Raw genomic sequence first — 12,829 nt, 5'->3', positions numbered from 1 at the left:
TAAGACACCTGAAAAGTAAAAAAAAAGCATCACCTTGCAACCCGGAAAAGCTGCAAGGTGTAAGAAGCGTTTTTAATTATTAATATTTAGAGAGATCGATTTTCAGTACGTAGTCGGGCTTCACACCGGTCATTTTTTCCGGCTGTTTGACGCTGACATACAGGGTGTTGGCATCAGCCGAGAGCGCCAGGCTGTTAGGTAGGGCATTAGTTTCAATGCTTTGTTTTACCTGATAAGTCTTGCTGTCCACAATGCTGATGCGCTTTGCATTACGGTGGGTGATATAAACTTCCTGGCGTTTTTCGTTATATATCACCGCCAGCGAATTGATAACTTTAATGGGTGCAATAACCTTACCGTTATTAATATCAACAACCAGTACATCCGCTAAATCAGGATCGGTCAGGAATGCGCGATTATTTTTTGCATCCAAAGCAATATTCAGGAAAAAATGTTTTTTGCCTGGCTCAATGCTGAAGCGACTAATAATTTGATGGTTGGTGGTATCCAGTGTAATAAGTTCGTTACGGCCATTTACGACATACAGGCGGTTCTTATTTGCATCGACGGCCATGCCTGTCGGGTACTGGCCCATGTTTTCAAGGGTGGCGATTTTCTCACGCTTTTGCGTATCCACTACCCAGACAATCCCCTTTTCAGCCACGCCGGAAACGTAAAGGCGGTGATGCTGTTTATCGAGCACCATTTCACGGGTATGGATAATATCTTTCGGATTTTTGGCTTCGCTCAGTTGCAGTATCGCCAGCTCTTTACCGCTGCGGGTGTCGATTAGCGTGACTGAACCTTCCAGCGTGTTGCCCACGTACAGCACCTGGCTTTCTTCATCCAGGGCAGTGGCAAAGGCACGACGGCTGGTTTCGATGACTTCAGTCGTCGTGAGCTTCTCCAGGTCAAGTTTGTAGATAAGCCCGCGGGTTTTATCTTTATCGAACGACGGCGAGGAGGCGGCAAAAAGCGCATTCTGCTGACTATCAACCGCCAGTTCATACACGCCGTTACCGACGTCGCGGGTCAGAAAATCTTTCTCAGGTAGCGTCTCCGCCACACTGGACAGGCTGGTAAATAACAGTGCTGTGGCGAGCGCCACACAGGAATAGCGTTTCAGGGACTTCACATTGTGGAGGTTCATTGACTTTTATTCACATTTATTTACATGCTGAAGATGATAATGAGATCTAATCTCATTCGCAATTAAGATAAATGAAATGTGACTACCCAATCTGGTAGGTCAAAAAGAAAACAGCGAAGGGGAGGTGAAAAGAAAGTAGGAATTAAAAAACCCTTACTAACCAGAGGCTGGCGTTCAGGGCTATACGCTAACGCGAACTTACTTCTTCGCGCGCTCGAAGGAAGCAACGATTTCAGCTTTAGCAGCTTCAGCGTTGTCCCAACCGTCAACTTTTACCCATTTGCCCGCTTCGAGATCTTTGTAGTGCTCAAAGAAGTGGGTGATCTGCGCTTTCAGCAGGTCCGGCAGGTCGTTCACATCTTTGATGTGATCGTATTCTTTGCTCAGCTTGGTGTGCGGTACCGCAACCAGTTTCGCATCTTCACCGGATTCGTCAGTCATTTTCAGTACGCCAACCGGACGGCAGCGGATCACTGAACCTGGCTCCAGCGGGTACGGAGTCGGGACCAGAACGTCAACCGGGTCACCGTCCAGAGACAGGGTGTGGTTGATGTAACCGTAGTTGCACGGATAGAACATCGCGGTGGACATGAAGCGGTCAACGAACAGGGCGCCGCTCTCTTTGTCAACTTCGTATTTGATCGGATCTGCGTTGGCAGGGATCTCGATAACAACGTAGATATCTTCCGGCAGGTCTTTACCGGCAGGGACGTTGAGTAAGCTCATGTCTGTTTCCTTTAAATAAGCTATGGCAAACAAGTGGCGGGTATTATAGCCAACTCGCGCTGAATGTCTCCGCTTGTTTTCGCTTTCTCTGCGCGCATTTTCTTCTTTTTACTTCTCTGTAGTGACAGAAAAATCCATATCTTCAGCCGCATTTTTCATAGCTAGATGAAAGCGATTACAAAGTTGTGATTAACGTTTTATTTACTTTTTTGAAGTGTGATGTAACGCAATCCGTTACATGCTCAATTGTCTATAGTTTTTTCGCAACGGTTAATTAACCAACAATAATCACCCTACGAGGATGCACTTATGTGGAAGCGCTTACTTTTAGTCACAGCAGTTTCGGCAGCCATGTCGTCTATGGCAATGGCAGCCCCTTTAACCGTAGGATTTTCGCAGGTTGGCTCTGAATCCGGCTGGCGCGCCGCAGAAACCAACGTCGCGAAAAGCGAGGCCGAAAAGCGTGGTATTACGCTGAAAATCGCTGACGGCCAGCAAAAGCAGGAAAACCAGATTAAAGCAGTCCGCTCATTTGTTGCGCAGGGCGTCGACGCCATCTTTATTGCGCCGGTCGTGGCAACGGGTTGGGAGCCGGTTTTAAAAGAAGCTAAAGATGCCGACATTCCGGTCTTTTTGCTCGATCGTTCCATCGATGTAAAAGACAAATCTCTCTATATGACCACCGTCACCGCCGACAACGTGCTGGAAGGTAAATTGATCGGTGACTGGCTGATTAAACAAGTGGACGGCAAGCCGTGTAACGTCGTTGAGCTGCAAGGGACCGTCGGGGCCAGCGTGGCTATCGATCGTAAAAAAGGGTTTGCTGAAGCTATCGCTAATGCGCCAAACATCAAAATTATCCGCTCTCAGTCCGGCGACTTTACCCGCAGTAAAGGGAAAGAAGTGATGGAGAGCTTTATCAAAGCGGAAAACAACGGCAAGAACATCTGCATGGTTTACGCCCACAATGATGACATGGTGATCGGTGCGATTCAGGCGATCAAAGAAGCGGGCCTGAAACCTGGCAAAGATATTCTCACCGGTTCCATCGATGGCGTACCGGATATCTACAAAGCGATGATTGACGGCGAAGCCAACGCCAGCGTCGAGCTGACGCCGAATATGGCTGGTCCGGCATTCGACGCGCTGGAGAAATTCAAAAAAGACGGCACGATGCCTGAGAAGCTGACCATTACCAAGTCGATCCTCTATTTGCCGGATACGGCGAAAGAAGAGTTAGAGAAGAAGAAAAACATGGGCTACTAAGCCTTCATGAAAATGCCGGGTGCGCTGCGCTTGCCCGGCCTACATTACGCTCTTTTGTAGGCCGGATAAGCGTAGCGCCATCCGGCGTGATGCAGGGGGAACCATGACCACCGACCAATATCAGGAAATCCTCCGCACCGAAGGATTAAGCAAATTCTTTCCCGGCGTCAAAGCGTTGGATAACGTGGATTTCAGCTTGCGTCGTGGCGAGATTATGGCGCTGCTGGGAGAAAACGGAGCCGGCAAATCGACGCTCATCAAAGCGCTGACCGGTGTTTACCATGCCGATCGCGGTACTATCTGGCTCGAAGGCCAACCGATCTCCCCCAAAAACACCGCCCATGCCCAGCAACTGGGGATTGGCACCGTGTACCAGGAAGTGAACCTGCTGCCCAATATGTCGGTAGCGGATAACTTATTTATTGGCCGTGAGCCGCGGCGTTTTGGCCTGCTTCAGCGCAAGCAGATGGAAAAACGCGCGACGGAGCTGATGGCGTCATACGGTTTTTCCCTCGACGTACGCGAACCGCTGAACCGTTTTTCCGTGGCGATGCAACAGATCGTCGCCATCTGCCGGGCGATCGATCTCTCCGCGAAAGTGCTGATCCTCGATGAACCTACCGCCAGCCTCGATACCCAGGAAGTTGAAATGCTGTTCGGCCTGATGCGACATCTGCGCGATCGGGGCGTCAGTCTGATCTTCGTCACCCACTTCCTCGATCAGGTTTATCAGGTCAGCGATCGCATTACCGTTCTGCGTAACGGCGGCTTCGTTGGCTGCCGTGAAACCCGGGAATTACCGCAAATCGAACTGGTCAAAATGATGCTGGGCCGCGAACTGGACACCCATGCGCTACAGCGTGCGGGACGCACCTTGCTGAGTGATAAACCGGTGGCGGCATTTAGCGGCTTTGGCAAGAAAGGCACCATCGCGCCGTTTGATTTGCAGGTGCGTCCCGGTGAGATCGTCGGTCTCGCCGGACTACTGGGATCCGGGCGAACGGAAACGGCGGAGGTGATCTTCGGTATTAAACCCGCCGACAGCGGCACTGCGCTGATCAAAGGCAAACCTCAGACCTTACGATCGCCGCATCAGGCTTCGTGTCTGGGGATCGGTTTCTGTCCGGAGGATCGTAAAACGGATGGCATTATCGCCGCCGCTTCGGTGCGGGAAAACATTATTCTGGCGTTGCAGGCGCAGCGCGGCTGGCTGCGACCTGTATCACGGAAAGAACAAAACGAGATTGCAGAGCGTTTTATTCGCCAGCTTGGTATTCGCACCCCCAACGCTGAACAGCCGATCGAATTTCTCTCCGGCGGCAATCAGCAAAAAGTATTGCTCTCGCGCTGGTTATTGACCAAACCGCAGTTCCTGATCCTCGATGAACCCACGCGCGGGATCGACGTTGGCGCGCATGCGGAGATCATCCGCCTGATCGAAACGCTGTGCGCGGATGGTCTGGCGCTGCTGGTGATTTCATCCGAACTGGAAGAGTTAGTGGGCTATGCCGATCGGGTCATTATTATGCGCGACCGCAAACAGGTGGCTGAGATCCCACTGGCTGAACTGTCCGTACCGGCGATCATGAATGCCATTGCGGCCTAAGGAGACTATGGTGATGCCTCAATCTCTCCCTCAATCCAATCCACCTAAACGGCGGTTCCGTTGGCCAAAGGGGATGCCGCAACTGGTGGCGTTGCTGCTGGTGCTGCTGGTGGATAGCCTGGTCGCGCCGCACTTCTACCAGGTGATTTTGCAGGATGGTCGGCTGTTCGGCAGCCCGATTGATATTCTCAACCGCGCCGCGCCCGTGGCGCTGTTGGCGATTGGTATGACGCTGGTGATTGCCACCGGCGGTATCGACCTTTCCGTGGGCGCCGTCATGGCTATTGCCGGCGCGACGACTGCGGCGATGACGGTGGCCGGGCACAGTCTACCTGTGGTGCTGCTTGCCGCCTTAGGCTCCGGCATTCTGGCGGGATTGTGGAACGGAATTCTGGTGGCCATCCTCAAGATCCAACCCTTCGTCGCTACGCTTATTCTGATGGTGGCCGGGCGTGGAGTGGCGCAGCTCATCACTTCCGGGCAGATCGTCACCTTCAACTCGCCAGAACTTTCATGGTTTGGCAGCGGCTCGCTGTTACTGTTCCCCACGCCGGTAATTATTGCACTGCTCACGCTGGTGGTGTTCTGGCTGCTGACGCGGAAAACGGCGCTGGGTATGTTTATAGAAGCGGTGGGCATCAACATTCGTGCGGCAAAAAATGCCGGGGTGAACACTCGCATTATCGTGATGCTCACCTATGTGCTGAGCGGCCTGTGCGCGGCTATCGCTGGCATTATCGTCACGGCGGATATCCGCGGGGCAGACGCCAATAACGCCGGATTGTGGCTGGAGCTGGATGCCATTCTCGCGGTGGTTATCGGCGGCGGCTCGCTGATGGGCGGGCGCTTTAACCTGCTGCTGTCGGTGATCGGCGCGTTGATTATTCAGGGCATGAACACCGGGATTTTACTGTCGGGCTTCCAGCCGGAACTGAATCAGGTGGTCAAAGCCGTGGTGGTGTTGTGTGTGCTGGTCGTGCAATCACAACGCTTTATCAGCCTGATAAAAGGAGTGCGTGGTCATGATAAAACGTAATTTACCGCTGATGATCACCCTCGGCGTGTTTGTGTTGGGCTACCTTTACTGCCTGACGCAGTTTCCCGCTTTTGCTTCCACCCGGGTAATCTGCAATATTCTGACCGATAACGCTTTTTTAGGCATTATCGCCGTCGGCATGACCTTCGTGATTCTCTCTGGCGGGATCGACCTTTCCGTTGGCTCGGTGATCGCGTTTACCGGCGTATTTCTGGCGAAAGCCATCGGCTACTGGGGCATTTCCCCGCTGCTGGCGTTCCCTTTGGTTTTGCTGATGGGCTGCGCGTTTGGCGCGTTTATGGGGTTACTGATTGATGCGCTGAAGATCCCAGCATTCATCATTACTCTGGCGGGAATGTTCTTCCTGCGCGGCGTCAGTTATCTGGTCTCAGAAGAATCCATCCCGATTAACCATCCGGTTTATGACACGCTCTCAAGCCTGGCATGGAAAATTCCCGGCGGTGGTCGCCTGAGCGCGATGGGATTGCTGATGCTGGCGGTTGTCGTCATTGGCATATTCCTGGCGCACCGTACGCGCTTTGGTAATCAGGTTTACGCGATTGGCGGCAACGCCACCTCTGCCAACCTGATGGGCATCTCAACCCGCAGCACCACCATTCGTATCTATATGCTGTCTACCGGGCTTGCCACACTTGCCGGCATTGTTTTTTCCATTTATACCCAGGCGGGCTATGCGCTGGCGGGCGTTGGCGTCGAGCTGGATGCGATTGCCTCGGTGGTGATTGGCGGAACGCTGCTGAGTGGCGGGGTCGGGACGGTATTAGGCACGTTGTTTGGCGTCGCCATTCAAGGACTGATTCAGACCTACATTAATTTTGACGGCACATTAAGTTCCTGGTGGACGAAGATCGCGATTGGTATTTTGTTGTTTATTTTTATTGCCTTACAGCGCGGCCTGACGGTGCTTTGGGAAAACCGTCAAAGCTCGCCAGTTACCCGAATAGGTACGGCGGCAACACCAAAGTAACATCCTGATTTTTCACAAAACATTTAAATATCTAAACTTTTTCCGGTTGTAGTCGATAGGTTCTGTACAGGTCTGTTTTAACCCTACAACCGGAAATATAACAATGCCAAAATCCCTTTCAATTCGATCAAGTTTGTTGGTGTTATTGTCTCTGCTGACGTTCCTTCTGTTACTGACCGGCGGAATGGGGCTATATGCCTCTACTCGTATCATTACTTCATTGATTTACCACGGTATTATGAGCGCAGCGATGCTGGCGGCTATCGCATTGCTGGCGGTTATTTGGTTTATGCTGCGAAATAAGTTCCTCAAACCGCTGGATAACATAGTTGAGCAACTGGAACGTCTGGCGACGGGAGATTTATCGTCGGTTGCTGCGCTGTCGGCCAGCGCCGAATTCAACCGCCTGAACGCAGCGATGGATGAAATGCGCCATGCGCTGGGCGACTCGGTACAACGCGTACGTGATGCCAGCTCGCAAATTGATATTGGCAGTCGTGAACTGACGGCCGGGAACCAGCATCTGGCACAACGCACTGAATCGACAGCCACTTCGCTGGAGCAAACCGCCGCCAGTATGGAAGAACTCACGGCGACCGTGAAACAGAATGCGCAGAACGCGGAACAGGCGCATCAGCTGGCAAAATCGGTGTCGGATACCGCCGATCGCGGTAGCGAAATGGTGTGTTATGTGATCGAGAAAATGCGCGATATTTCCGGTAGTTCCAGCCGAATCGCCGACATCCTCAGCGTAATCGACGGTATTGCTTTCCAGACCAATATCCTGGCGCTCAATGCTTCCGTTGAAGCGGCGCGCGCCGGTGAGCAGGGGCGGGGCTTTGCGGTCGTCGCTGGTGAAGTGCGTAATCTGGCCAGCCGCAGCGCCGAGGCGGCCAAAGAGATCCGCACGTTAATCAGCGATTCGCACACCCACGTGGGGGAAGGCAGCGAGCTGGCGCAGCAGGCGGGGGAAACCATGGATGAGATCGCCAATGAAGTGATGCGCATGACCAAACTGATGCGTGAAATTGCCAGCGCCTCCCAGGAACAGAGTCGCGGTATTGAGCAGGTAAATATTGCGGTAATTCAGATGGATGAAACGGCGCAGCAAAATGCGGCGCTGGTACAGCAGTCTTCTGCGGCTACCCGTTCGCTGGAAGAACAGTCTTCAGCGCTAATCGAAGCCATGGCCGTATTTAAACTACAAACAGCCTAACCGAACGATGGATTTTGTAGGCCGGATAAAGGCGTTTACGCCGCCATCCGGCAATATCACCGCATCGTGCCGGATGGCGCTTCGCTTATCCGGCCTACAACGTGCAGTAGACCGGGATATGGCGTTTACGCGTCCGGGAACTCGCGGATAAAGCGTTCTACATCTTCAACCATGTGGTCGTTACCCACGAAGAAGGAGCGGCGCTGGTGCAGGCTTTCCGGGGTGATATCCAGAATGCGTTCTTTACCATCGCTGGCTTTGCCGCCCGCCTGCTCGGCCAGGAAGGCCATCGGGTTGCATTCGTACAGCAGACGCAGCTTGCCTTGCGGGTGGCTGGCGGTGCTTGGGTACAGGTAGATCCCGCCTTTGAGCAGATTGCGATGGAAATCCGCAACCAGAGAGCCAATGTAGCGCGAGGTGTACGGGCGCTGGGTTGACTTATCTTCTTCCTGACAGAATTTAATGTACTTCTTCACACCGTTCGGGAATTTGATGTAGTTGCCTTCGTTAATGGAGTACGTGCTGCCTTTCGCCGGGAAGCGCATACGTTCCTGGCTGAGGCAGAATACGCCCAGAGAAGGATCGTAGGTGAAGGCGTGTACACCACAGCCGGTGGTATACACCAGCATGGTGGAAGAACCATAAACAACGTAGCCCGCAGCAACCTGCTTGTTGCCCGGCTGCAGGAAATCCTCTTCCGTGACCGGCGTGCCGACTGGGGTTACGCGGCGATAAATAGAGAAAATCGTACCCACAGAGACGTTAACATCGATGTTGGATGAGCCATCCAGCGGATCCATCAGCACAACATATTTTGCGTGTTCACAGCCTTCGAAGACGACGATTTCATCTTCTTCTTCCGAGGCAATGCCCGCCACAATGTCGCGCGCCTTCAGTGCAGCTTTCAGTTTTTCGTTCGCGAACAGATCGAGTTTTTGCTGAACCTCTCCCTGCACGTTCTCAGCACCGCTGGCACCCAGGATATCGACCAGACCGGCCTTGTTGATATCGCGGTGGATGATCTTGGCGCCCAGCTTTATTGCCGACAACAAAGCAGTGAGTTCACCGGTAGCATGAGAAAACTCGTGCTGCTTTTCGACAATAAATTCACCTAACGTTTTCATAACACTTTCCCTGCAATTTATGTGGAGTAAAGCGACCGCAACAATATTAACAAATATTTCCATTGTTGCGCTTAGGTGAATCGCGCCAGCAAACTACGGAATATCCTGAAATGCGTTTCTCACTTGCCGGACATGTGCGTAAAATGGCCCCCAGATTAAAAAAGGATAGTGACGTATGCGCATTCATATTTTGGGAATTTGTGGCACTTTCATGGGCGGTCTGGCGATGCTGGCGCGCTCGCTCGGTCATGAAGTAACCGGTTCGGACGCCAATGTGTATCCGCCGATGAGTACCTTACTTGAGAAGCAAGGCATTGATTTAATTCAGGGTTATGACGCCAGTCAGCTCGACCCGCAGCCGGACCTGGTGATCATCGGTAATGCCATGACCCGTGGTAATCCGTGCGTGGAAGCGGTGCTGGAAAAGAACATTCCGTACATGTCTGGCCCGCAGTGGCTGCATGACTTTGTATTGCGCGATCGCTGGGTTCTGGCGGTTGCGGGGACGCACGGCAAAACCACCACCGCAGGAATGGCGACCTGGATCCTCGAAGCGTGCGGCTATAAGCCTGGCTTTGTGATCGGCGGCGTTCCGGGCAACTTTGAGGTTTCCGCGCGCCTGGGCGAAAGCGACTTCTTCGTGATTGAAGCGGATGAGTACGACTGCGCGTTCTTCGATAAGCGTTCTAAATTCGTGCATTACTGCCCGCGCACGCTGATCCTCAACAATCTTGAGTTCGATCACGCGGACATCTTTGACGATCTGAAAGCTATTCAGAAACAGTTCCATCACCTGGTGCGCATCGTGCCGGGCCAGGGACGCATCATCTACCCGGAAAACGACATCAATCTGAAACAGACGATGGCGATGGGCTGCTGGAGCGAACAAGAGCTGGTGGGCGAACAAGGTCACTGGCAGGCGAAAAAGCTCACTACCGATGCCTCCGAGTGGGAAGTGTGGCTGGACGGTGAAAAAGTCGGCGAAGTGAAGTGGGGCCTGGTGGGCGAGCACAACATGCACAACGGTTTGATGGCGATTGCAGCCGCGCGTCATGTTGGCGTTGTGCCTGCGGATGCGGCCAATGCGCTGGGCTCGTTCATCAACGCCCGTCGTCGTCTTGAGCTTCGCGGCGAAGCCAATGGCGTGACGGTGTATGACGATTTTGCCCATCACCCGACGGCCATTCTGGCAACGCTTGCGGCGCTGCGCGGTAAAGTGGGTGGCACGGCGCGCATCATCGCGGTGCTGGAACCTCGCTCGAACACCATGAAAATGGGGCTGTGCAAAGATGATCTCGCGCCGTCGTTAGGGCGTGCGGACGAAGTGTTCCTGCTGCAACCGCCGCACATTCCCTGGCAGGTAGCAGAAGTCGCTGAAGCCTGCGTTCAGCCGGCACACTGGAGTGGCGATGTGGATGCACTGGCAGATATGGTGGTGAAAACCGCACAGCCTGGCGACCACATTCTGGTGATGAGCAACGGCGGATTTGGCGGCATCCATCAAAAACTGCTGGATGGTCTGGCGAAGAAAGCTCAGGCAGAAGAAGAGTAAAAAAATGCCCGGTGGCGCTACGCTTACCGGGCCTACAAAGGATCGTAGGCCGGATAAGGTATTTGCACCGCCATCCGGCACTTTCGGCAGACGAAGAGGTTAGGCTTCGTTTTCCGCCAGTTCGCGCAGATACTGGAAGATCTGGCGGGAAGATTTTGGCGGCTTGTTGCCCGCTTTTTCTTTCCTGGCGTTACGCACCAGCGAACGCAGTTGCTGACGGTCGGCGTCAGGCCACAGGTTCATCACTTCTTCGATAGCTTCATCGTTACCGTCAACCATACGGTCACGCAGTTGCTCCAGCTTATGGAAGACAACGACCTGTTGGTTGTGGCGGTTTTTCAGCTTATCCAGCGCCTGACGGATAGGATCAACATCGCGCTGGCGCAACATTTTGCCAATCAGCTGCAGCTGACGGCGGCGACCTTCCATCTTAATACGCTGGGCCAGCTCAATCGCGGCACGTAAATCCGCATCAAGCGGGATTTTATCCAGCGCGTTTTTCCCCAGTTTTACCAGTTCCACACCCAGGTGTTTTAACTCCTCGGCGTCACGTTTTATTTCACTTTTACTGACCCAGATAATTTCATCGTCTTCGTCTTCGATGTCATCACCGGGAACGTCGTCGAGCCAGTCTTCGGGCTGCTTAGTCATGTCAGGCTCCTTAAAAAAAGAGGCTAATGTTACCAGTTAAGATGCGCACTGAAAAACGGTTCTCTGTTAGACTTCAGAGAAACTCTCTCTACATTATGGCATTTGCGATGAAAGTAATCTCACAAGTTGAAGCGCAGCGTAAGATTCTGGAAGAAGCGGTCTCGACGGCACTGGAATTAGCGTCAGGTAAGTCGGATGGCGCGGAAGTCGCTGTAAGCAAGACCACGGGTATTAGCGTCAGCACCCGTTATGGTGAAGTGGAGAACGTAGAATTCAATAGCGATGGCGCGTTGGGGATTACGGTTTATCACCAGAACCGTAAGGGCAGCGCATCGTCCACCGATTTAAGTCCGCAGGCGATTGCCCGTACCGTGCAGGCCGCGCTGGACATTGCACGTTACACTTCGCCGGACCCGTGCGCGGGCGTGGCAGATAAAGACCTGCTGGCCTTTGATGCGCCTGATCTAGACCTGTTCCACCCGGCGGAAGTGTCCCCTGACGAAGCTATCGAACTGGCTGCCCGCGCTGAACAGGCGGCGCTGCAGGCCGATAAGCGTATCACTAACACCGAAGGCGGCAGCTTTAACAGCCACTATGGCATCAAAGTGTTTGGCAACAGCCACGGCATGTTGCAGGGCTACTGCTCCACGCGCCATTCTCTCTCCAGCTGTGTGATCGCGGAAGAAAATGGCGATATGGAGCGTGATTACGCCTACACCATTGGCCGGGCGATGGGCGATCTGCAAACGCCGGAATGGGTGGGGGCAGATTGTGCTCGCCGTACCTTATCTCGCCTGTCTCCGCGTAAGCTGTCCACCATGAAAGCGCCGGTGATTTTCGCCAATGAAGTGGCGACTGGACTGTTCGGACACCTGGTTGGCGCGATCGCCGGTGGTTCGGTGTACCGTAAATCCACCTTCTTGCTGGACTCGCTGGGCAAACAAATTCTGCCGGAATGGCTGACCATTGAAGAACATCCGCACCTGCGCAAAGGGCTGGCGTCTTCACCATTCGACAGCGAAGGCGTACGGACCGAACGCCGCGACATTATTAAAGACGGCGTGTTGACCCAATGGCTGCTGACCAACTATTCCGCACGTAAGCTGGGGCTGAAGAGCACCGGTCATGCAGGTGGGATCCACAACTGGCGAATTCCGGGACAGGGTCTAAGCTTCGAGCAGTTGCTCAAAGAGATGGGCACAGGCCTGGTGGTTACCGAGCTGATGGGACAGGGCGTAAGCGGCATTACCGGCGATTACTCGCGCGGCGCGGCGGGCTTCTGGGTCGAAAACGGCGAAATTCAGTACCCGGTGAGTGAAATTACCATCGCCGGTAACTTAAAAGAGATGTGGCGTAATATTGTGACCGTGGGGAACGATATTGAAACGCGCAGTAATATCCAGTGTGGTTCGGTCTTGTTACCGGAGATGAAAATCGCCGGGCAGTGATACTCGTCATACTTCAAGCTGTGTGAATTATTGAGGGTATCTGGCGTTTGTTTATTTTTTAATAAT

Annotated in this window: 11 protein-coding genes; 7 read left to right on the top strand and 4 right to left on the bottom strand. The window is 53.3% G+C overall.

The window, feature by feature from the left end; all coding sequences use genetic code 11:
* Nucleotides 1-79 precede the first annotated feature (79 nt).
* Together WHR59_RS21190 and ppa are read right to left on the bottom strand one after the other, a co-directional pair.
* Nucleotides 80-1,150 (bottom strand): YncE family protein, encoded by a 1,071-nt coding sequence (locus tag WHR59_RS21190; protein WP_172862606.1) that lies wholly within the window; start codon nt 1,148-1,150, stop codon nt 80-82.
* Between the two features lie 198 nt (nt 1,151-1,348).
* Nucleotides 1,349-1,876, bottom strand: a complete 528-nt coding sequence (gene ppa, locus WHR59_RS21185; RefSeq protein WP_005134479.1) for an inorganic diphosphatase — start codon at nt 1,874-1,876, stop codon at nt 1,349-1,351.
* A gap of 309 nt (nt 1,877-2,185) precedes the next feature.
* On the opposite strand from ppa, the gene ytfQ reads away from it, so the two are divergent.
* From ytfQ to WHR59_RS21160, 5 genes are all read left to right on the top strand, one after another.
* Nucleotides 2,186-3,142 (top strand): galactofuranose ABC transporter substrate-binding protein YtfQ, encoded by a 957-nt coding sequence (ytfQ, locus tag WHR59_RS21180; RefSeq protein WP_008786033.1) that lies wholly within the window; start codon nt 2,186-2,188, stop codon nt 3,140-3,142.
* Nucleotides 3,143-3,245: 103 nt separating this feature from the next.
* Entirely contained in the window at nt 3,246-4,748 is a 1,503-nt protein-coding gene (ytfR, locus tag WHR59_RS21175) for a galactofuranose ABC transporter, ATP-binding protein YtfR (protein WP_043018210.1), read from the top strand.
* Between the two features lie 13 nt (nt 4,749-4,761).
* On the top strand, nt 4,762-5,784 hold the full coding sequence (gene ytfT / locus WHR59_RS21170) for a galactofuranose ABC transporter, ATP-binding protein YtfT (protein WP_043018517.1): 1,023 nt from the start codon (nt 4,762-4,764) through the stop codon (nt 5,782-5,784).
* Nucleotides 5,771-6,772: a galactofuranose ABC transporter, permease protein YjfF gene (gene yjfF, locus WHR59_RS21165; RefSeq protein WP_087051759.1), complete on the top strand. Its 1,002-nt coding sequence runs from the start codon at nt 5,771-5,773 to the stop codon at nt 6,770-6,772. Before ytfT ends, yjfF begins: the two co-directional genes overlap by 14 nt.
* Before the next feature lie 103 nt (nt 6,773-6,875).
* The gene (locus WHR59_RS21160) at nt 6,876-7,988 is read left to right on the top strand and encodes a methyl-accepting chemotaxis protein (protein ID WP_080754149.1); all 1,113 of its coding nucleotides are present in this window, start codon (nt 6,876-6,878) and stop codon (nt 7,986-7,988) included.
* 125 nt (nt 7,989-8,113) lie between these two features.
* On the opposite strand, the gene fbp is transcribed toward WHR59_RS21160, so the two are convergent.
* Complete coding sequence (fbp, locus tag WHR59_RS21155; RefSeq protein WP_016155536.1) at nt 8,114-9,112, bottom strand: class 1 fructose-bisphosphatase; 999 nt, start codon at nt 9,110-9,112, stop codon at nt 8,114-8,116.
* A 175-nt stretch (nt 9,113-9,287) separates the two neighbouring features.
* On the opposite strand from fbp, the gene mpl reads away from it, so the two are divergent.
* Nucleotides 9,288-10,664 carry a UDP-N-acetylmuramate:L-alanyl-gamma-D-glutamyl-meso-diaminopimelate ligase gene (gene mpl / locus WHR59_RS21150; RefSeq protein ID WP_003830388.1) on the top strand — a complete coding sequence of 459 codons (1,377 nt, stop codon included), beginning with the start codon at nt 9,288-9,290 and terminating at the stop codon, nt 10,662-10,664.
* A 99-nt stretch (nt 10,665-10,763) separates the two neighbouring features.
* Here the strand turns inward: mpl and yjgA are convergent, their stop codons facing one another.
* Nucleotides 10,764-11,315: a ribosome biogenesis factor YjgA gene (yjgA, locus tag WHR59_RS21145; protein WP_087051760.1), complete on the bottom strand. Its 552-nt coding sequence runs from the start codon at nt 11,313-11,315 to the stop codon at nt 10,764-10,766.
* A 95-nt stretch (nt 11,316-11,410) separates the two neighbouring features.
* On the opposite strand from yjgA, the gene pmbA reads away from it, so the two are divergent.
* A complete protein-coding gene (gene pmbA, locus WHR59_RS21140) occupies nt 11,411-12,763 on the top strand; it encodes a metalloprotease PmbA (RefSeq protein ID WP_043018213.1) in 1,353 nt (450 codons plus the stop codon).
* The last annotated feature ends 66 nt before the right edge of the window (nt 12,764-12,829 follow it).

This window comes from Citrobacter europaeus (genome assembly GCF_037482245.1).
Classification (GTDB): domain Bacteria; phylum Pseudomonadota; class Gammaproteobacteria; order Enterobacterales; family Enterobacteriaceae; genus Citrobacter; species Citrobacter europaeus.
Note: the sequence above shows the minus strand (reverse complement) of the source record. Positions and strands in the feature narration are given on the sequence as shown.